Source organism: Aeromonas sp. 603404 (assembly GCF_049171775.1).
GTDB lineage: Bacteria > Pseudomonadota > Gammaproteobacteria > Enterobacterales > Aeromonadaceae > Aeromonas > Aeromonas veronii_A.
Window position 1 is genome coordinate 692,107 of sequence record NZ_JAAKPE010000001.1, and the last position, 21,357, is coordinate 713,463.

At 57.1% G+C, this 21,357-nt stretch carries 16 protein-coding genes; 14 read left to right on the top strand and 2 right to left on the bottom strand.

Translation table 11 applies throughout. The features are described 5' to 3' along the window. Positions 1 to 10: 10 nt before the first annotated feature. On the bottom strand, positions 11 to 625 hold the full coding sequence (gene ccoO / locus G5306_RS03015; protein ID WP_021230095.1) for a cytochrome-c oxidase, cbb3-type subunit II: 615 nt from the start codon (positions 623 to 625) through the stop codon (positions 11 to 13). A 16-nt stretch (positions 626 to 641) separates the two neighbouring features. Next, the gene (gene ccoN / locus G5306_RS03020; protein ID WP_005336616.1) at positions 642 to 2,066 is read right to left on the bottom strand and encodes a cytochrome-c oxidase, cbb3-type subunit I; all 1,425 of its coding nucleotides are present in this window, start codon (positions 2,064 to 2,066) and stop codon (positions 642 to 644) included. 281 nt (positions 2,067 to 2,347) lie between these two features. On the opposite strand from ccoN, the gene G5306_RS03025 reads away from it, so the two are divergent. From G5306_RS03025 to G5306_RS03090, 14 genes are all read left to right on the top strand, one after another. Further along, positions 2,348 to 2,809, top strand: coding sequence for a hypothetical protein (locus G5306_RS03025; RefSeq protein ID WP_216953567.1), 462 nt, complete (start codon positions 2,348 to 2,350; stop codon positions 2,807 to 2,809). Between the two features lie 93 nt (positions 2,810 to 2,902). Further along, positions 2,903 to 3,361: a GAF domain-containing protein gene (locus G5306_RS03030; protein WP_005360536.1), complete on the top strand. Its 459-nt coding sequence runs from the start codon at positions 2,903 to 2,905 to the stop codon at positions 3,359 to 3,361. A 102-nt stretch (positions 3,362 to 3,463) separates the two neighbouring features. Further along, positions 3,464 to 4,102 carry an RNA chaperone ProQ gene (gene proQ / locus G5306_RS03035; RefSeq protein ID WP_421312353.1) on the top strand — a complete coding sequence of 213 codons (639 nt, stop codon included), beginning with the start codon at positions 3,464 to 3,466 and terminating at the stop codon, positions 4,100 to 4,102. 8 nt (positions 4,103 to 4,110) lie between these two features. Beyond that, entirely contained in the window at positions 4,111 to 6,126 is a 2,016-nt protein-coding gene (gene prc / locus G5306_RS03040) for a carboxy terminal-processing peptidase (RefSeq protein WP_421312355.1), read from the top strand. 144 nt (positions 6,127 to 6,270) lie between these two features. Then, on the top strand, positions 6,271 to 8,895 hold the full coding sequence (gene pepN / locus G5306_RS03045) for an aminopeptidase N (RefSeq protein ID WP_421312356.1): 2,625 nt from the start codon (positions 6,271 to 6,273) through the stop codon (positions 8,893 to 8,895). Positions 8,896 to 8,962: 67 nt separating this feature from the next. After that, the gene (locus G5306_RS03050; RefSeq protein WP_005351919.1) at positions 8,963 to 9,184 is read left to right on the top strand and encodes a DUF2835 family protein; all 222 of its coding nucleotides are present in this window, start codon (positions 8,963 to 8,965) and stop codon (positions 9,182 to 9,184) included. Positions 9,185 to 9,462: 278 nt separating this feature from the next. Beyond that, a complete protein-coding gene (locus G5306_RS03055) occupies positions 9,463 to 14,301 on the top strand; it encodes an NAD-glutamate dehydrogenase (RefSeq protein WP_421312358.1) in 4,839 nt (1,612 codons plus the stop codon). Positions 14,302 to 14,378: 77 nt separating this feature from the next. After that, positions 14,379 to 15,389: a quinone-dependent dihydroorotate dehydrogenase gene (gene pyrD / locus G5306_RS03060; protein ID WP_421312360.1), complete on the top strand. Its 1,011-nt coding sequence runs from the start codon at positions 14,379 to 14,381 to the stop codon at positions 15,387 to 15,389. 90 nt (positions 15,390 to 15,479) lie between these two features. After that, the gene (locus G5306_RS03065; RefSeq protein ID WP_005345444.1) at positions 15,480 to 16,016 is read left to right on the top strand and encodes a cell division protein ZapC; all 537 of its coding nucleotides are present in this window, start codon (positions 15,480 to 15,482) and stop codon (positions 16,014 to 16,016) included. 374 nt (positions 16,017 to 16,390) lie between these two features. Next, positions 16,391 to 16,654 carry a type B 50S ribosomal protein L31 gene (locus G5306_RS03070; protein WP_005336598.1) on the top strand — a complete coding sequence of 88 codons (264 nt, stop codon included), beginning with the start codon at positions 16,391 to 16,393 and terminating at the stop codon, positions 16,652 to 16,654. Further along, positions 16,655 to 16,780 carry a type B 50S ribosomal protein L36 gene (gene ykgO, locus G5306_RS03075; RefSeq protein ID WP_005336596.1) on the top strand — a complete coding sequence of 42 codons (126 nt, stop codon included), beginning with the start codon at positions 16,655 to 16,657 and terminating at the stop codon, positions 16,778 to 16,780. A 139-nt stretch (positions 16,781 to 16,919) separates the two neighbouring features. After that, positions 16,920 to 19,088, top strand: a complete 2,169-nt coding sequence (gene rlmKL / locus G5306_RS03080) for a bifunctional 23S rRNA (guanine(2069)-N(7))-methyltransferase RlmK/23S rRNA (guanine(2445)-N(2))-methyltransferase RlmL (RefSeq protein ID WP_421312361.1) — start codon at positions 16,920 to 16,922, stop codon at positions 19,086 to 19,088. Next, positions 19,088 to 19,318: a glutaredoxin family protein gene (locus tag G5306_RS03085; RefSeq protein ID WP_201951089.1), complete on the top strand. Its 231-nt coding sequence runs from the start codon at positions 19,088 to 19,090 to the stop codon at positions 19,316 to 19,318. Before rlmKL ends, G5306_RS03085 begins: the two co-directional genes overlap by 1 nt. 73 nt (positions 19,319 to 19,391) lie before the next feature. Continuing rightward, on the top strand, positions 19,392 to 21,302 hold the full coding sequence (locus G5306_RS03090; protein ID WP_421312362.1) for an ABC transporter ATP-binding protein: 1,911 nt from the start codon (positions 19,392 to 19,394) through the stop codon (positions 21,300 to 21,302). The last annotated feature ends 55 nt before the right edge of the window (positions 21,303 to 21,357 follow it).

Consider the following 21,357-nt stretch of genomic DNA (forward strand, 5'->3'; position numbering starts at 1 on the left):
TTTCGCCTCCTTATTTCAGGGCATGACCCAGTGATTGCAGATAGGCCACCAGCGCATCCAGCTCGGTTTTGCCCTTGACGGCTTCGCCAGCACCCTGAATATCGGCGTCGGTATAGGGCACACCGAAGTGATCGCGGAACAGCGCCAGTTTTTTGCCGGTCATCTCGCCAGTCAGCACATTGGTATCAAGCCAGGGATAGGCGGGCATGTTGGATTCCGGTACCACATCGCGCGGGTTGATCAGGTGAACCTTGTGCCACTCGTCGGAGTACCGGCCACCGACACGGGCCAGATCCGGACCTGTACGCTTGGAACCCCACAGGAAGGGGTGTTCCCAGACGCTCTCACCGGCGACCGAGTAGTGACCGTAACGCTCGGTTTCGGCACGGAACGGACGGATCATCTGGCTGTGGCAGTTGGTGCAGCCTTCGCGAATGAAGATGTCGCGTCCTTCCATCTGCAGAGCGGTGTAGGGCTTGAGGCCCTCCACCGGCTCGGTGGTTTGCTTTTGGAAGAACAGCGGAGTGATTTCAACCAGGCCCCCCAGACTGATGGCGAAGATGATGCCGACCACCAGCATGGGAACGCTTTTTTCAAATATTTCGTGACGGTTATTGTTGCTCATGGGTTGACCTCTTCAATCATGCTGGCTGGGCGACAGGTTCCAGAGAACCTTTGGGCGCAGTGATGGTGCGATAGGCGTTGTAAGCCATCAGCAACATGCCGGTGACGAAGAAGCAGCCACCCAGGAAGCGCACGAAATAGAAGGGATAGGATGCCTGCAGCGCTTCAACGAAGCTGTAGGTCAGGGTGCCGTCTTCGTTGACTGCACGCCACATCAGGCCCTGCATCACGCCGGAAATCCACATGGCAACGATGTAGAGCACGGTGCCCACGGTCGCCAGCCAGAAGTGAACGTTGATCAGCTTGACGCTGTACATCCGGCCCTGGCCGAACAGGTTCGGGATCAGGTGATAGACCGCACCGATGGAGACCATGGCAACCCAACCCAGCGCACCGGAGTGAACGTGACCAACGGTCCAGTCGGTGTAGTGGGAGAGGGCGTTGACGGTTTTGATCGCCATCATCGGGCCTTCGAAGGTCGACATGCCGTAGAAAGAGAGGGAGACGATCAGGAAGCGCAGGATGGGGTCATAACGCAGTTTGTGCCAGGCACCGGAGAGGGTCATGATGCCGTTGATCATGCCGCCCCAGGAAGGTACGAACAGGATCAGGGACATCACCATGCCGAGGGACTGTGCCCAGTCAGGCAGTGCGGTGTAGTGCAGGTGGTGCGGACCGGCCCAGATATAGAGGGAGATCAGCGCCCAGAAGTGCACGATGGAGAGGCGATAGGAGTAAACCGGACGACCGGCCTGCTTGGGCACGAAGTAGTACATCATCCCCAGAAAACCGGCGGTCAGCAGGAAGCCTACCGCGTTGTGGCCATACCACCACTGCACCATGGCGTCCATGGCGCCGGAGTACATGGAGTAGGACTTCATGCCGGAGAGCGGCACTTCCATGTTGTTGACAATGTGCAGCACCGCAACGGTGATGATGAAGGCGCCGAAGAACCAGTTCGCCACATAGATGTGGGAGGTGGTGCGCTTCATCAGGGTGCCGAAGAAGACGATGGCATAGGCGACCCATACCACTGTGATGGCGATATCAATCGGCCACTCCAGCTCGGCATACTCTTTGGCGGAGGTGTAACCCAGCGGCAGAGAGATGGCGGCAGAGAGAATGATTGCTTGCCAGCCCCAGAAGACGAAAGTAGCCAGCGGGCCACCAAACAGTCTGGTTTGACAGGTGCGCTGCACCACGTAAAACGAGGTGGCCATCAGTGCACTGACGCCGAAGGCGAAGATCACTGCGTTGGTATGGAGGGGCCGCAGACGACTGTAAGTCAGCCACGGGGTCTCGAAGTTGAGGGCAGGCCAGATCAACTGGGCTGCGATCAGTACGCCAACCGACATGCCGACAATTCCCCAGACAATCGTCATGACGGTAAACTGGCGAACAACGGTGTAGTTGTACTCAGGATGGTTAGTTGTATGGCTCATCGTTATATTCCGCTTCCGATGCTGCTGTTGTTTGGTTTTGTATCCGGAGGACCGGACTGGCTTCATCAGCCACCGCCGACCAGTTGTTAACATCTGTTAACGAAAGGAAAAGCAAAAGATGGCTAAATGAAAACTGCATGGGAATGATACTGAAGTGACAGGTAAAATAACAGTATAAACAGTGATATATTTGGCTCCGTCCGGTCTCGATATGGCAGTTTTTTACCTTGTTCGAGATCACAAAAAACTATTTTAATTGCATCTTAATCGGGCTGTTTTTGATGAAAGAGAGACTTACCGCACGTAAAGTTTTGCACCTCGTACTGGTATTGGCGCTGTTATTGGCGCTGATGGCTTATCGCACCTGGTTTTCGGCCGATAACAGCGTCTCTGCTGACCAGAAAAAAGATCAGATTTGTGATCTTTCCCACACCCCTTGCAGCGCGCTGATTGGTGACAAGTCGCTGACGGTCGCCATCAAGGAATTACCGCTGCGCGCCGAACATGACTTTGCCATCGCTATTACCGGCGGCGATCCGGCCATCAAACCGGTGAAAGCGACACTCGAAGGCAAAGATATGTTTATGGGCACCATTCCGGTGAGCTTTGAAGAAATAGACGGACAGTGGCAGGGGGTAACCCAGGTGGGGAGTTGTACATCACCCGTCATGATCTGGTTGTTAAATATCGAGTGGAGTAATGGTCAACGCCAGCAATTGGCGCTTTCCGTTGCCCGGGAATAACGGCGCAAGGAGCGGGGAGTGGAAAAAATATTTGAAATTTCCCGGCCAGGCGTTACCTTCCCCAAACCATCAGGGAGTGAAGTTTATTTAATCATGATTGAAAAACAACCATTTTATCGCACCCTCAACCAGCAGGCCAAGGCGCTGCTGGAGGGGGAAACCGATCTGATTGCCAATCTGGCCAACCTCTCCGCACTGCTGAATCAGGAGCTGGCGGAGATCAACTGGGTCGGTTTTTATCTGTTGCAGGGCGAGACCCTGGTATTGGGGCCATTTCAGGGCAAACCGGCCTGCGTGCGGATCCCGGTCGGCCGTGGGGTGTGTGGTACGGCAGTGGCAGAGGGGAGAACCCAGCTCATTGACGATGTCCACCAGTTCGATGGTCATATCGCTTGTGATGGCGCGAGCAACTCGGAAATCGTGATCCCGGTGCGCCGTGGTGGCGAGATCATCGGGGTACTCGATATCGACAGTCCGATTTTTAACCGTTTCGACCAGCAAGACCGGATTGGCCTCGAAGAAACGGTGCAAATTTTGGAAAGCATGCTCTAAGTCATTGCTAGATGGTTCGCAAAAGGCCCCAAGCTCTCTATAATGGGGCCTTTGTTGTGCTCGGGACGTGCCCGTGCGTTTATATGAAAGCCAAGGTTATACATGGAAAACACTGAGAAGCTGAAGAACAGTAAAGAGATCGTTGCCTACCTGGTCGAGAAATTCCCGGCCTGCTTCGTTGCTGAAGGAGAGGCCAAGCCGCTCAAGATTGGCATCTTCCAGGATTTGGCCGAGCGTCTTGCTGACGATGCCAGAGTCTCCAAGACCATGCTGCGTTCCGCACTGCGTCAATACACCTCCAGCTGGCGCTACCTGCACGGTCTCAAAGCTGGCCAGGCTCGCGTTGATCTGGATGGCAACCCGGGCGAACTGCTGACCGAAGAGCACATCGAGCACGCCAAGCAAGCTCTGAAAGAGAGCAAAGAGCGCGTATTCGCCAGCCGTCGTACCAATACCAAAGAGAAGGATGAGAAGGTCAAGAAGCCACGTCGTCCTGCTGTGCGCAAAACCGAGAAAGCTGATGTAGCTGCCAAGCCGAAAGCTGCCGCCAAGGCACCGGTCGCTGACGCTCCGCTGGTTAAAGTGGATGCCGCTACGCTGAAAGTGGGCCAGGATGTGCGCGTCGTTATGGGTAAATTCCCGGTTCCGGCAACCATCAAGGAAGTAACCAAGGACGATGTACAGGTCCAACTGCAGACCGGCATGATGGTGCGGGTCAAATCAGAGCACTTGGTTCTCTAAGGAGACAAATGTTGAAGCATGGCGTAATTCGTTTTTCCCTCGTTGCCTGTAGCCTGGCTCTTGCCGGGCTTGCACAGGCCATCGAGCCGGTGCTCAAGGAGAGTGATTTGCCTGTGTTGGCTCAAGAGAGCCAACATGCTACGGCCAGCAAGCGAATTACCAATCTGTTTACCCGCTCGCACTACAAACAGTTCAAGCTGGACGATGCCTTTTCCTCCGTGATTTTCGATAAATATCTGGAGAATCTGGACTACAGCCGCAACCTGTTTTTGGCCTCTGATATCAGCCGTTTTGAAAAGTACCGTAACGGTTTTGACACCGACCTCGAAAGAGGCCGTCTGGCTCCCGCCTACGAGATGTTCAACCTGAGTCAGCAGCGGCGTTATGAGCGGTTCGAATACGCCCTCAAACTGCTTGATACTCCTTTCGATTTTACCCAGACCGACAACTATGTGTTTGATCGGGAAGGGGCGGCTTGGCCCAAAGATGAAGCAGAGCTCAACGAGCTGTGGCGTCAGCGGGTCAAGTTCGATGCCCTGAGTCTCAAGCTCAGCGGCAAGGAGTGGCCCGAGATCAAGGAGCTGCTTGGCAAGCGTTACAACAACGCCATCAAGCGGATGTCCCAGACCGAGAGCGAAGATGTCTTCCAGCTCTTCATGAACTCCTTCGCTCGTGCCATCGAACCGCACACCAGTTACCTCTCACCGCGCAGTGCCGATCGTTTCAACACCGAGATGAACCTCTCGCTAGAGGGGATTGGGGCCGTGTTGCAGGCGGAAGATGACTTTACCGTCATCCGTTCTCTGGTGCCCGGTGGCCCGGCTGCCAAATCCAACCACCTCAAGCCCGATGACAAGATCACCGGGGTAGGGCAGGAAGATGGCAAGATTGTCGATGTGATCGGCTGGCGTCTTGATGACGTGGTCGAGCTTATCAAGGGGCCCAAGGGGAGCAAGGTCAAGCTGGAGATCCAGCGCGGCAAGGGCGCAACTGCCAAGACCGAGCAGATCGAGCTGACCCGCGACAAGGTGCGCCTTGAAGACCGGGCAGCCAAGTCCAAGGTGGTTAACGCCGAAGGCAAGAAGATTGGCGTCATCGAGATCCCGAGTTTCTACGTCAATCTGCACGACGACGTGATCAAGGAGCTCTCCAGCCTGAACAAGAAGAAGATCGATGGTCTGATCATCGATCTGCGCGGTAACGGCGGTGGCGCCCTGACCGAAGCCTCCGCCCTGAGTGGTCTCTTCTTTGGCAGCGGTCCTGTTGTTCAGATCCGTGATCATATGGGTCGTATCACGGTCAACGGTGACGACGATGGCAACGTCTATTACGGCGGTCCCATGTCGGTGCTGATCGACAGATACAGTGCCTCGGCCTCCGAGATCTTCGCTGCCGCCATGCAGGATTATGGTCGAGCCCTGATCCTGGGTGAAAACTCGTTCGGCAAGGGGACAGTGCAGCAGCATCGCAGCCTCGCCAAGGTCTATGACTTCTACGAGCAGCCGCTCGGTCACGTGCAGTACACCATCGCCAAGTTCTACCGGATCGACGGTGGCAGCACCCAGAACAAGGGCGTTGCGCCGGATATCAGCTTCCCGACACCGGTTGCTCCGGAAGAGACGGGCGAAAGCCGTGAGTTCAATGCGTTGCCGTGGGACAAGATTGCCTCCGCCAACTACGAGAAACTCGGCAACTTCGCCAGTGTACTGCCCAAGTTGCAGGCGGCGCACGATGCCCGGATCGCCAAGGATCCCGAGTTTGCCTATGTGATGCAGGACATCGCCGACTACAAGGAGGAGAAAGAGAAGAAGTCGGTCTCCCTCAACGAGGCGGAGCGTGTTGCAGAGCAGGCGAAACAGGATGAGAAAGCGCTCAAACGTACCAACGAGCGTCTGGCACGTCTTGGCAAGCCGGCGGTGAAGAGTCTGGATGAACTGCCCGCTGATTTCGAAGCGCCCGATGAGTATCTCATCGAAGCGGCCAATATCACGGCAGATCTGGCCAAGGTCAGCAAACGCAGCTGACAAAGCGGCCTCCAATGCACAAGGGCGACTGCGGTCGCCCTTTCTTTTTGTCTGGCATATCTGACGTAATGCAAATTGTTTGACCCCGCCAGTTGGTTGTGACAGCCTCTTTCTCGCCTTTAACAAGCGTGGAAGCAGACAATAATGACCGATCACCCCCAGGCCATGACGGCCAAATATCGCCAGGATTATCAGGCGCCGCTCTACTGGATCGACACCATCGACCTCGATTTCCAACTGCAGGAGCCGCTGACCCAGGTCACCGCCATCACTCGCATTCGTCGCAACGGCGAGCACAATGCGCCGCTCGTCCTCGATGGTGAGCAGCTGACCCTCAAAAGCGTTGCCATTGATGGCATTCCCTGTGACCACTACGAGCAAGGCGAGAGCAGTCTGACCCTGTTCAACCTGCCGGCCGAATGTGTGCTGACCATTGTCACCCTGCTGGATCCGGCCGCCAACACCGCGCTGGAAGGGCTTTACAAGTCTGGTGATGCCTACTGCACCCAGTGCGAAGCCGAAGGGTTTCGCCGCATCACCTATTATCTGGACCGCCCCGACATTCTGGCGCGTTACAGCACCCGCATTACCGCCGACAAAGCCCAGTTCCCCTTCTTGCTCTCCAACGGCAACAAGGTCGATAGCGGTGATCTGGATGGCGGCCGTCACTTCGTGCAGTGGCAGGATCCTTTCCCCAAACCCAGCTACCTGTTTGCGCTGGTGGCCGGTGATTTCGATGTGGAGCGCAGCCACTACACCACCAAGAGCGGCCGCAAGGTGGCCCTCGAGATCTTCGTCGACAAGGGCAACCTCGATCGCGCCGGTTTTGCCATGGAGAGTCTCATCAACTCCATGCGCTGGGACGAACACCGTTTTGGCCTCGAGTATGATCTCGACATCTACATGATCGTTGCGGTGGACTTCTTCAATATGGGCGCCATGGAGAACAAGGGGCTCAACATCTTCAACTCCAAGTTCGTGCTGGCCAATCCGGCCACCGCTACCGATGGCGACTACCACGGTATCGAACGGGTGATCGGTCACGAATATTTTCACAACTGGACCGGCAACCGCGTCACCTGTCGTGACTGGTTCCAGCTCAGCCTGAAAGAGGGGCTGACAGTGTTCCGGGATCAGGAGTTCTCCTCCGATCTGGGCTCCCGTGGCGTCAACCGCATCAACAACGTGCGTACCGTCCGCGGCCCGCAGTTTGCCGAAGATGCTGGCCCCATGGCGCACCCGATCCGCCCGGATGTGGTGATCGAGATGAACAACTTCTACACCCTGACCGTCTACGAGAAGGGGTCGGAAGTGATCCGCATGATGCACACCCTGCTGGGGGAAGATGCCTTCCAGGCTGGTATGCGTCTCTACTTCGAGCGTCACGACGGCTCGGCCGCTACTTGCGATGATTTCGTGCAGGCGATGGAGGATGCTTCCGGTGTCGATCTCGGTCGTTTCCGTCGCTGGTATAGCCAGTCCGGCACCCCCGAGTTGACCGTGACCGACGAGTACGATGCCGCCAGCGGTATCTATCGCCTCCATGTGAGCCAGCACACGCCGCCGACTCAGGATCAACCGCAGAAGCTGCCGCTGCATATCCCCCTCGATATCGAGCTCTATGACGAGCAGGGTGCCGTCATTGCGCTGCAGTATCAGGGCAAGGCCATCGGCAACGTGCTCGACGTGCTGGAAGCGGAGCAGACCTTCGAATTCGATCAAGTGCCGGTCAAACCGGTTCCTTCTCTGCTTCGGGACTTCTCTGCGCCGGTCAAGCTGCACTATGACTACAGCGACGAAGCGCTCGCCTTTCTGATGCGCTTTGCCCGCAACGAGTTTGCCCGCTGGGATGCGGCCCAGATGCTGATCAACAAAGCGGTCATCGACGGGGTGGCGCGGGTCCAGCACGGGCAGGGGGTTGAACTCTCCCAAACCCTGCTGGCCGCCTTCGTCGCCATTCTTGACGACAGCGATCTCGATTTGGCCCTCAAGGCGGAGATCCTGGCGCTGCCCGGTGAGGCGACCCTGGCCGAGCTGTTCGAGGTGGCCGATATCGATGCCATCCATCAGGTGCGCGACGCGATCCATACCCGTCTTGCCGAGGCCTTTGGTGCGCGCTTGGCGGCAACCTATCAGAGCCTGCGTCTGAATGGTTATCAGGTGGTGCACGCCGACATGGCCAAACGGGCCCTCAAAGGGGTAGTGCTCGGCTATCTGGCGGCACTGGATGCGGAGCATGCCGATGCGCTGGTGCGCGAGCAGTATGCCACTGCCGACAACATGACCGACACCCTGGCGGCACTGCAGGTGGCCAACGGCTATCTGTTGCCATGCCGCGCCGCGCTGCTGGCCGATTTCGAGGGCAAGTGGGCCAAGGATGGACTGGTGCTGGACAACTGGCTGCGGCTGATTGGCAGCAAACCGGCTGCCGATGTGCTGAGTGAAGTGAAACAGGCGATGAGTCACCCCACTTTCAGCATTCGCAATCCGAATCGGCTGCGGGCGCTGATCGGCAGCTTCGCCATGAGCAATCAGGTGCAGTTCCATGCGGTGGATGGCAGTGGTTACCGCTTCCTGACCGATCTGCTGATCGAGCTCAACGAGGTGAATCCGCAGGTGGCCTCCCGCCTCATTACCCCGCTTATCCAGTTCAAGCGACTGGATGAGGTGCGCAAGGCGCTGATCCGCGCCGAGCTGACCCGTCTTGCCAACCTTGAGGGGCTGGCACGGGATCTGTTCGAGAAGGTCAGCAAGGCGCTACAGCAGTAAGTATCGTCGGGGCAGGGGCGTTAACGCGCCTGCCCCACATTGATGTGCCGTGTGATCAGGAGCAAGCGTGAAGCAATTTACTTTTCGGCTCTCATTGAATAGCGATGAGGTGATGCTGATGTATCAGGGCCATGCCAGACGGCTGGTGGTGCGCAGCGAACAGGGATTGACCCTGGAGCTTGGCATAGAAAAAATACGGCCCTTTGTCGCCATCAATGGTGTGCATGGCTATTTTCGGCTGAAAACCCAGGATGATTACCGCTTTATCAGCCTCGAACGCATAAATTAACAAAAATAGAACAGATTACCGACTGTTTATCTGCTTTATGTCACTATCTATCCGGTAAACTGGCACAAAGGTAGTGGGAATTTCTGTATTTTTGGTTATTTACAAAATTTCTCACAGTTTAAGCCGTGATCTGCACCTTGTTTTTAACATCTCGTTAGCACCTTTCCTCGCCTTCCCTTAGCCAAGCCATTACACTTCGCAACAACTCTGCACCAGCGGGTAACCAGGGTGGTTGCCTCTGCGTCGGTGGTTAATGTCGTCCGATAAGGAATATAAAAATGGCATTGAAAGACGCCCCTACCTCAGTTCTGCTCGAAAACGTTCTCAGCCTGATCCATCAGAAGTTGCCAAAAAACAGTGCCTCTCTGGTCGAGCGCTTCGTTGCCAAGTTCTACGGCAACATGGCGAGCTCCGATCTGCACGATCGCAATGACAGCGATCTCTACGGCGCGGCCCTGAGCCTGTGGAATGCCCTCAATCAGCGCAGCGGTACCGATCCCTACATCCGGGTCTACAATCCCGAGCTGACCCGTCACGGCTGGCAATCGCCCCATACCATCGTCGAGGTGATCCTGCAGGACTCGCCCTTCCTGGTGGACTCCATCCGGATGGCGCTCAAGCGGCTCAATATCACCGCCCACATGATGCTGCACCAACCGCTGCACCTCATTCGTGGAGCGGATGGCAAGATTGACGCCATTCTGGCGCTCGACAACACCGATGGGCAGACCTCGGTTGAAACGGCCTTCCTTATCGAGATCGATCACCTCACCAGCGAGGAGCAGATGGCCGCGCTGGCTGCCGAGCTCAACTCGGTGGCTGGTGAAGTGGCGCTGGCAGTGGGCGACTGGCAGCCCATGCTGGCCAAGCTCAATGAGATCATTGACGAACTGCCCAAGCGCAAACACCCGGTCAGCAAGGAGGAGGTGGCCTCCTGCGTTGCCTTCCTCAAATGGGTGGCTGCCCACAACTTCACCCTGATGGGGTATCGCCGTTACGACGTCAAGGCAGTGGAGGGGGATCACGAGATCCTGCCGCAGGCGAGCTCCAGCCTTGGGCTGATGAAAAACTCCATCAAGGAGGTGGGTCAGCGCCTTGGCAATATGCCGGCCAGCGCCCGTCACGCCGCTCTGAGTTCTGACCTGCTGATCCTCACCAAATCCAACAGCAAGTCCCGGGTGCACCGTCCGGCTTATGTGGATTACATCGGCATCAAGCGCTTTGACGAGCATGGCAAGGTGATCGGGGAAGATCGCTTCATCGGCCTCTACGCCTCTTCCATCTACAACACCAGCGCGACCCAGATCCCGCTCATCAGCCATCGTCTCGAGCGCATCATGGCCGCCTCCGGTCACGAGAAGGGCTCCCACGCCTACAAGGCGCTGCTGAACGTATTGGAAACCTATCCCCGCGATGAGTTGATCCAGGCTCGTGAAGAGGAGCTGCTGGCCACCGGTCTTGGGGTGCTGGAGATGCAGGAGCGGGACATGCTGCGACTGTTCGTGCGCCGCGATGTCTATGGTCGCTTCTTCTCCTGCATGGTCTATGTCACCAAGGAGCGCTACAACACGGCGCTGCGGATCAAAACTCAGCAAATTTTGCAGAAATATTTTGGCAGCAATGAAGAGGTGGAGTTCAACGTCTACTTCACCGAAGGCGTGCTGGCGCGGACCCACTACATAGTGCGGGTCAACAACAACAACGTGGATGTGGATGTGAACGAAGTACAGAACAACCTGATTGAAGCGGCCCGCAGCTGGGACGACAGACTCGACTCCGTGCTGCTTTCCCACTATGGCGAGGCCCGTGGCAACGAGCTGCGTCGCCGTTTCAGTACCGCCTTCCCCCGTGCTTACAAGGAAGATGTGCTGCCTGGCTCTGCCGTGGCCGACATCATGGCGCTCGATAACCTGAGCGAAGCCGAGCCGCTGGGCATGCTGTTCTACCGCGCGCAGGAGGAGGAGAACGATCGTCGGGTACGGCTCAAGCTGTTCCACCGCACCGAGCCCATTCACCTCTCCGACGTGCTGCCGATGCTGGAGAACATGGGACTGCGGGTGATCGGCGAGACTCCGTATCAGGTTCGCACTCCGGGCGGCGATCTGTTCTGGATCCTCGACTTCTCCATGCTGCTGCATGGCGAGCAGCCCTTTGATCTGGCCCAGAGCCAGCAGCGCTTCCAGCAGGCGTTTGCCGCCATCTGGAACAAGCAGCTGGAAGATGATGGCTTCAACCGGCTGGTATTGGGGGCGGGTCTCACCGGCCGTCAGGTCTCTGTGCTGCGAGCCTATGCCAAATACATGCGCCAGACCGGCGTCTCCTTCAGCCAGTCCTATATCGAAGAGACCCTGACCCGCTACCCCGATATCGCCCAACTGCTGTTTACCCTGTTCGAACAGCGCCTGGATCCTGCCGGCAAGCAGGACGCAAAGGTACAGGCCAAGCTGCACGAGGAGCTTGCCGCCAAGCTGGATCAGGTTGCTAACCTCGATGACGATCGCATCATTCGCCGCTATGTGGAGATGATTGACGCTACCCTGCGCACCAACTACTACCAGCTGGACAAGGCGGGCAACATCAAGCCCTACATCTCCTTCAAGTTGGCGCCGTCCAGCATCACCGACATGCCGCTGCCGCTACCCAAGTTCGAGATCTTTGTCTACTCGCCGAGGGTGGAAGGGGTGCATCTGCGCTGGGGTAAAGTGGCTCGTGGCGGTCTGCGTTGGTCAGATCGCAAAGAGGACTTCCGCACCGAAGTGCTGGGTCTGGTGAAAGCCCAGCAGGTGAAGAACACCGTCATTGTGCCGGTGGGGGCAAAAGGCGGCTTCTACTGCAAACAGATGCCGGTGGGGGCGCCCCGTGCTGTCATCCAGGAGGAGGGTAAGGCCTGTTATCGCCTGTTTATTCGTGGCCTGCTCGATGTGACCGACAACATCATCGGCGGCGAGGTGATCCCGCCCAAATCCGTGGTGCGTCACGATGAGGATGACTACTACCTGGTAGTCGCCGCAGACAAGGGCACAGCCACCTTCTCGGATATTGCCAACGAGATCAGCCTCGAATACGGTCACTGGCTCGGCGATGCATTCGCCTCCGGCGGCTCGGTCGGTTACGACCACAAGAAGATGGGCATCACCGCCCGTGGTGCCTGGGAGTCGGTCAAGCGGCATTTTCGTGAAATTGGCGTCAACTGCCAGACCACCGACTTCACTTGCGTGGGGATTGGGGACATGGCCGGCGACGTGTTCGGCAACGGCATGTTGCTCTCCGAGCACACCCGGCTGGTGGGCGCGTTCAACCACATGCACATCTTCGTCGACCCCACTCCGGATGCGGCCAAGAGTTTTGTCGAGCGCCAGCGCCTGTTCGATCTGCCGGGCTCCAGCTGGGATGACTACAACCGCGAGCTGATATCACAAGGGGGCGGCATCTTCCTGCGCTCGGCCAAATCCATCAAGCTCAGCCCCGAGATGCAGACACTACTCGGCACCGACAAGGCCAGCATGGCGCCGAACGAGCTCATCAAGGCACTGCTTTGCCTCAATGTCGACCTGCTGTGGAACGGCGGCATCGGCACCTATGTGAAGAGCGCTCGCGAGAGCGATGGGGAAGTGGGCGATCGCAGCAATGACGCACTGCGAGTCAATGGTCGCGATCTGCGGGCCCGCATTGTGGGTGAGGGGGGCAACCTCGGCTTTACCCAGCTCGGCCGGGTGGAGTACGCCAGTCAGGGCGGTCGCATCAATACCGATTTTACCGACAACGTGGGCGGGGTGGATTGCTCCGACAACGAGGTGAACATCAAGATCCTGCTGAACCAGTTGGTGGCGGCAGGGGATCTGACCCTCAAGCAGCGTAACCAGATGCTGTATGAGATGACCGACGACGTGGCGCAGATCGTGATCACCAACGCCTATCGCCAGTCCCAGTCTATCTCGGTCACCAGCTTCCGCGGCTCTGAACAACTGAAAGAGCAGCAGCGCTTTATTCAGGGACTGGAGCGGGAAGGCAAGCTGGACCGTGCGCTGGAGTTCCTCCCCTCTGACGAGGAGCTCTCCGAACGGATGGCGGCAGGGCAGGGACTGACCCGCCCCGAACTGGCGGTGTTGGTGGCCTACGGCAAGATGGTGCTGAAAGAGCAGCTCAACTGCCCGGAAGTGACCGACGAGCCCTTCCTCGCCAACATGCTGGTCACCAGCTTCCCGGCCAAGGTGCAGCAGCAGTTTGGTGCCCAGCTGGCCGATCACCCGCTACGCGGCGAGATAATCGCTACCCGGGTGGCCAACATGCTGGTTAACGACATGGGGCTCAACTTCGCCAGCCGGATGAAGGACGAGACCGGAGCCTCGGTCGCCGAAGTGGCCTGCTGCTTTGCCATGGCCCGCGAAGTGTTTGGCATGAACCAGCTTTGGCGCGATATCGAAGGGTGCGACAATCTGGTGGATGCCCAGACTCAGCTCGAGCTGATGTTCTACAGCCGCCGGATTGTGCGCCGTGCCACCCGCTGGTTCCTGCGTGCCCGCAATCGCAGCTGGAGCATTAGCGAGAACATCGCCTTCTTCCGTCCGGCGTTCGAGACCTTAGGGAAGCACCTCTACGAGGTGATGGATGAGAGCGAAGTGGCCGAGCATCGTCAGGCTGTTGCCAAGTGGATGGAGAAACAGGTGCCTGAGGCCATTGCCCGTCAGGTCGCCCATATGAGCAGCCTCTTCTCAAGCCTGGATCTGGCGCAAATTGCCGCGGAGCACAAGACCGATATCCTGCGTGCCGCCAACGTTTACTATCGCCTCGGAGCCAAACTGGATCTGCACTGGTTCCTCGACCAGATCAACCATCAGCCGGTCGGCAACCACTGGCAGGCGATGGCGCGAGCCTCCTTCCGCGAAGATCTTGACTGGCAGCAACGCAGTCTCACTTCTGTGGTACTGGAAGGGTGCAAAGATCAGGGAGAATGCGCTACCATACTGGCCGACTGGATTTCGGAGCATGAGCAACTCTTGTCCCGTTGGACCCACATGTTGGCCGACTTCAAGACCACCAGTACCCACGAGTTCGCCAAGTTCTCGGTGGCCTTGCGAGAGTTGAACCTGCTCCAGTTGAATTGTCGGGCACTTTAATTGCCAGATTAAGGCATGACACCGACATTACACCCAAAGCCCCGGCCAGTTGCCGGGGCTTTCTTTAAGGAGCAAAGATGTTGTACCCCATCGCCAGGCATTTCCTGTTCAAACTCAATCCGGAACAGGCTCACGATCTCTCCATGAAGTATTTGCCCCGCCTTCTCGGTACGCCACTCGATTGTTTCTTCCGCCAGAATTTGCCGAAACGCCCCGTCACTGTCATGGGGCTTTCTTTTGCCAATCCGGTGGGATTGGCAGCCGGTCTGGATAAAGATGGTGAGTGCATTGACGCGCTGGGCGCCATGGGATTTGGCTTTATCGAAGTCGGTACCGTCACCCCCAGACCCCAGAGCGGCAATGACAAGCCGCGCCTGTTCCGGGTTATTCCGGCAGAGGGGATCATCAACCGGATGGGATTCAACAACAAGGGGGTGGATCATCTGGTGGCCAAGGTAAAAGAGGCCAAATATCAGGGAGTCATCGGCATTAATATCGGCAAAAACAAAGACACTCCCATCGAACAGGGCAAGGATGATTACCTGCTCTGTATGGACAAGGTTTATGATCATGCCGGTTATATTGCCGTCAATATCTCTTCCCCCAACACCCCAGGTTTGCGTTCACTGCAATATGGCGAGGCGCTGGATGAATTGCTGGCCGCCCTCAAGGTGCGTCAGCAAGAGCTGGCCGCCCAATATAAAAAGTATGTGCCGCTGGCAGTTAAAATCGCCCCGGATTTAAGCTTTGAAGAAATAGATCAGGTGGCCGCTTCGCTGGTACGGAATGGTATTGATGGGGTTATCGCCACCAATACCACCCTCGAGCGCGAGATGATTTATGACATGCCCCACGCCGGTGAGGCGGGTGGCCTGAGTGGTCGTCCGCTGCAACACAAGAGTACCGAGGTGATCCGCCATCTGGCCAAGGCGCTCAATGGTGCTCTGCCAATTATCGGGGTGGGTGGTATTGATAGTGCCATGGCCGCCCGTGAAAAATTGGCCGCCGGTGCCAGTCTGGTACAAATTTATAGCGGCTTTATTTATAAAGGGCCGGGGCTGGTCAAAGAGATTGTGACTAATATTTAAGAAATAGATGGCGGAGCCCTTTATTTGACGTTGCTGATTTCCTGCATATGGAATAAAGTCAACTGGTAATTATCAAGTAAGGGCTCCAACATGTTTATCCAACCGACCGATAGCTGGCAATGGCACTATGATGCCCAGAGTGACCGTCTGATGTTGGACCTGTCTGATAACATGTTATTTGCGACCGAGTATAAAGGGCGACAATTGGTGCCTAGCTCGTTTGCAACCCAGCCTTTTTGCGTCGATGATGCCGCCCTCTATTACCAGTTGATGGATAAAGCAGCCGAACTTGAGTGGAGTATTCCGCATCAGGTTCAGTTGGTGCTTAATGCCATCGCGGTCAGTCGTTTTTATAAACCCCTGATGCCGCAAAGCTGGTTTTTTAGTGAACAGCATCCGCAAGTGATCCCGCAAAACGGTGATCTGGTCCTGATGAATACACCTCATGGCAACGGCGAATTTATGGTCATTGAGGCAGGGGATCAGGCTAGCGTCTGTTTGAACCTCACAGCCGATCTGGTATTGACCACCAGTAAAACCTTGCCGCGTTTCGGGGTGATCAAGGTGATGAATAACCGGATGAAACCGCGTATTACCGTGACCGAGCAATATCGTCAGGTCAGTTGATATATTTTCATCAATCGTTTTATCTCTGTGATTACACCGCTGCCTGTTTTTACTGTGGTCACCTCAATCGCGCCTCGTTTCTGATACTTCATTGATCCGCGAACATCTTGCCCATTCTCATTGATGGTTATGATTCAGCCTCTCCTGAGGCTTATTACATCCACTTGCACCTTGTGTTCTGACCCACGCAGTATCTTGGTCTTCCGTGCTGCAAGCATGGTGTCTCCCTCTTGTTTCGCTCTGCTTGCGTAGTGCCTCCACCTCGCTATCAACACATCACTCACTGCTGCGATTTTCTTCATACGACATTTCATGCTTGAAACGAGAGCTATTCTCACTTACATTTTGTTATAACATAACAAAATGGAGTTGCTATGAAACCTCATATTCACCCGGATTATCGTTTGGTGCTGTTCCATGACACGGCGGCAGATGCCTTTTTCCTGGTCGGTTCAACCATCAAAAGCGATCGCCGCTATACGTGGCAAGACGGGAAGGAGTATCCCTATGTGTCGCTCGATGTTTCCAGCCAGTCGCACTCGTTCTATACCGGCAAGCAGAAGCAGGTATCGAGCGAGGGGAGTGTGGCCCGTTTCAACAAGCGCTTTGGCGCATTTTCAAGCAAGAAGGAGTCCTGAATGCAGGTCGTCTGTTCACTCAAATCCGCACGGGCACGTCATCCCGATTGTCAGTTGGTGCGTCGTCGGGGAAAATTGTTCGTGATTTGCAAAAGCAATCCCCGTTTCAAGGCTCGTATGAAGTGATCCGCTAAATGATGTTTGGCCCCATGCTCTCGCCATCGGATAGTCATGGGGCCTTTTACCTTTTCGCCACCTATCAATCTGTTTCCATCCTGCTGTTTGCGCCGACTTTTGCATGCTCCAGCCCGCCTGATGAGGTATAATGCGGCACTATTTTTATGGGTTCCCCGTGAGCGTGATGAAAGAATTTTTTGCAACCTGCCCCAAGGGGCTGGAAAACCTGTTGGCCGATGAGCTGACCAATCTTGGCGCAGAGCAGGTCCGTGAGACCGTGGCTGGCGTCCATTTCAAAGGCGAACTGGCGATTGGCTACAAGGCCTGCCTGTGGAGCCGTTTTGCCTCCCGTATCGTGCTGGTGCTCTCCGAATTCCAGATGAACGATGATCTGGATCTCTATCTGGGCGCCCACACCATACCCTGGGAAGAGCACTTCTCCGGTACCTCTACCATCGCGGTGGACTTTACCGGTACCAACCCTGCCATTCGCAATACCCAATATGGCGCGCTGAAAATCAAGGATGCCATCGTCGACCGCTTCACCAAGCGCGGTCACGTGCGTCCGGACGTGGACAAAAAGTCGCCGGATATCCGCATCATGGCGCACCTGGGCAAAGGCAAGGCCAATATCACGCTGGACTTGTCAGGCCCGGCGCTGCACCAGCGTTTCTATCGTCAAGGCACAGGTGAAGCACCGCTCAAAGAGAACCTGGCGGTCGCCATGATTGCTCGTAGCGGTTGGGCCGGCGAGCCCATGATGGACCCGATGTGCGGCTCCGGTACGCTGCTGATTGAAGCGGCCTTTATCGCCGCCGACATGGCGCCGGCGCTGCGTCGCGAGCGCTTCGGTTTCGATCGCTGGCTGCAGCACGATAGCGAGCTGTGGCAGAGCCTGATGATGGAGGCGCAAGTGCGTGCCAAACGGGGCATGCAGCGCTGTGAAGTGAAGCTGTTTGGTTGCGATGCCGACCAGCGTGTGCTGCTCAAAGCCCGTGATAACGCCAAGGCCGCTGGCGTGGCCCATCTCATCACCTTCAAGCAGGCCGATGCGACCGCTCTGGAAAACCCGCTGCCGATGGCGGCGGAAGGGGAGGCCCGTCAGGTCGGTATGCTGATCTCCAACCCGCCCTACGGCGAACGTCTCGGCGAGTTTCCGGCCCTGCTGGAAGTGCATCAGGCCCTCGGCGATGCCCTGCGTCGCAGCTTCCAGGGTTGGAAAGTCTCCATTCTTTCCGCATCCCCCGAACTGCTCAGCTGTCTGCGCCTGCGCGCCGACAAGCAATATCGTCTGTTTAACGGGGCGCTCGAGTGTCAGCTGCGCAACTACCAGATCGCTCTCGACTCCGTGGCTTCCCAAAAAGAGGTGGCACAGGACTTTGCCAACCGTCTGCGCAAGAATCTGAAAAACCTCGAGAAGTGGGCCAACAAAGAGGGCATCGATTGCTATCGCATCTACGATGCCGACTTGCCGGAGTACAACGCCGCCATCGACCGCTATCAGGACTATCTGGTGGTGCAGGAGTACGCGGCGCCCAAGGATATCCCTGCCCAGAAGACCCGTCAGCGTCTGCTCGACATGGTTCAAGCCGCCATCAAGGTGACCGGCATGGACGGCGAGAAGGTGATCCTGAAAGTGCGCGAGCGTCAGGAGGGCAAGCAGCAGTACCAGAAGCTCTCTGAAGAGCAGCACCGGATGGAAGTGCAGGAGTACGGTGCCCGTCTGTGGGTCAATCTCTACGACTATCTGGATACCGGCCTGTTCCTGGATCACCGCCAGACCCGCCGCATGTTGGGTCAGATGGCCCATGGCAAGCGCTTCCTGAACCTCTTTGCCTATACCGGCAGTGCCACCGTGCACGCAGGTCTTGGCGGTGCTAGCGAAACCACCACGGTGGATATGTCGCGCACCTACCTGAACTGGGCGCAGGACAACATGCGCCTCAACTCGCTGGTGGGCCGTGAGCACAAGTTTGTCCAGGCAGATTGCCTGAAGTGGTTGTCTGAAGCCGATGAGCAGTACGACCTCATCTTCATCGATCCGCCCACCTTCTCCAACTCCAAGCGGATGGATGAGAGCTTCGATGTGCAGCGCGATCACCTGCTGCTCATGCAGCACCTGAAGCGGTTGCTGGCTGCTGGTGGCACCTTGGTGTTCTCCAACAACAAGCGCCACTTCAAGATGGATCTGGCCGGTCTCGAGGCCATCGGTCTCAAAGCGCAGAACATCACCGGCAAGACCCGGCCCAAGGATTTCGAGCGCAACCAGCACATCCACAACTGCTGGATCATCACCCATGCGGAGGCTGAGGCTTGATGCTGACCCTGTTTCACACCGACGGTTGCCACCTGTGTGAGCAAGCTTGGGCGCTGGTGGAGGAGGCGGGGGCAAGCGATGTGACCCGCCGCTGCGACATCATGGACGATGCCAGCTGGCTTGAGGCCTATCGGGTGCGTATTCCGGTGCTGCGGGACGAGGCTGGCCGCGAGCTGGGCTGGCCCTTCACGCTGGTGGAGCTCAAAGGCTGGCTCGCTCGTCAGGGTTGATTTGTGATTTGACGATGAAACGGGATCAGACCCAGTCTGTTGCCCGTTTTTTCATATGAGATAAGGAACGAACATGGCTCTTTTAACATTGCACGGCGCGTGTCTGTCGTTCAGTGATTTTCCGTTGCTCGACAAGGCCGAGCTGACCATAGAGCGAGGCGAGCGCCTCTGTCTGGTGGGCCGCAACGGGGCGGGCAAGTCCACCCTGATGAAGGTAATTGCCGGTGAATTGCCCCTCGATGATGGCCGTCTGGTGTTGCAGCAGGACTTGAAAGTGACTCGTCTTGAGCAGGATCCGCCCACCTCGAGCGAGCTCACCGTGTTTGATTACGCCGCCGAAGGGCTGGCCGGAGTCGGTGAGCTGCTCAAGCAGTATCACCACGTCTCCATGGCGCTGGCGAGTGACCCGTCCGATGCCAACATTCGCAAGATGAGCCAGCTGCAGGAGCAGCTCGATTATCAGAATGGCTGGCAGTACGAGACCCGCATCAATCAGGTGCTGACCCTGCTTGGTCTTGATCCTGACGTGACCCTCGACAGTCTCTCCGGTGGCTGGCTGCGCAAGGTAGCGCTGGCCCGTGCACTGGCATGCGATCCCGATCTGCTGCTGCTCGATGAGCCGACCAACCACCTGGATATCGAGGCCATCAACTGGCTGGAAGAGTTCCTCAAGGATTTCCGTGGCGCCATCGTTTTCATCTCCCACGACCGTGAGTTCATCCACAAGCTGGCGACCCGGATCATCGATCTCGATCGCGGCGTGATCACCTCCTGGCCCGGCAACTATGACGAGTACCAGCAGGGCAAAGAGGAGTGGCTGCGGGTCGAAGAGCTGAAAAATGCTGAGTTTGATCGCAAGCTGGCGCAGGAGGAGGTGTGGGTACGCCAGGGGATCAAGGCGCGCCGTACCCGTAACGAGGGGCGAGTGCGCGCCCTCAAGGCGATGCGCATGGAGCGTACCCAGCGTCGCGAACTGCAGGGCAAAGCCAAGCTGCAACTCGACGAGGCGAGCCGCTCCGGCAAGCTGGTATTTGAAGCTGAAGGGTTGGGACTCGACTTTGGTGATCGCACCCTGTTCGAGGAGCTCAATCTGCAGGTGCTGCGTGGGGACAAGATTGCGCTGGTCGGCCCCAACGGTTGCGGCAAGTCGACCCTGATCAAGCTGCTGCTGGGTCAGCTAGATGCCACTCGTGGTTCGGTGCGTCAGGGTACCAATCTGGAAGTGGCCTACTTCGATCAGTACCGCGAACAGCTCGATCCCGAGCAGACGGTGGTGGACAACGTCGGGGAGGGCAAGCAGGAAGTGATGGTGCGCGGTCGCTCCCGCCATATCCTCGGCTATCTGCAGGACTTCCTGTTTGAACCCAAGAGGGCCAGAACGCCGGTCAAGGCGCTTTCTGGCGGTGAGAAAAACCGTTTGCTGCTGGCCAAGCTGTTCCTTAAACCCAGCAACCTGCTGATCCTCGACGAACCGACCAACGACCTCGACGTCGAGACTCTGGAGCTGCTGGAAGAGCTGCTGGCGGACTATCCAGGCACTCTGCTGCTGGTCAGTCACGATCGTCGCTTCATCGACAATACGGTAACCGGTTGCTGGCTGTTTGAGGGGGATGGCCGCATCAGCGACTACGTGGGCGGCTATGCCGACATGATGGCGACCCGCGAGCAGCAGCGTGCTCAGCAACAGGCCAAGAGCACGCCTGTGAAGGCTCCCGAGCCGGTAGCCACAGTGAGCGAAGCGCCGAAGAAAGGCAAAAAACTCTCCTACAAGCTACAGCTTGAACTGGATGGTCTGCCGGCGCGTCTTGAGCAGCTGGAAGCCGAGCTGGATGCGCTGCAAAGCGAGATCAACCAGCACGGTTTCTTCTCCCTGCCAAGCGAGCAGACCCAGCCCAAACTGGCCGCATTGAGTGCCGCCGAGACGGCGCTGGAGGAGGCATTTGCTCGTTGGGAAGAGCTGGAAGGACTCAAAAATCAGGAGTGAGTTCCCTGTAATTAAAACTTAATCCAGTTCAGTGCCTTGTGTCACATAGCCCGGT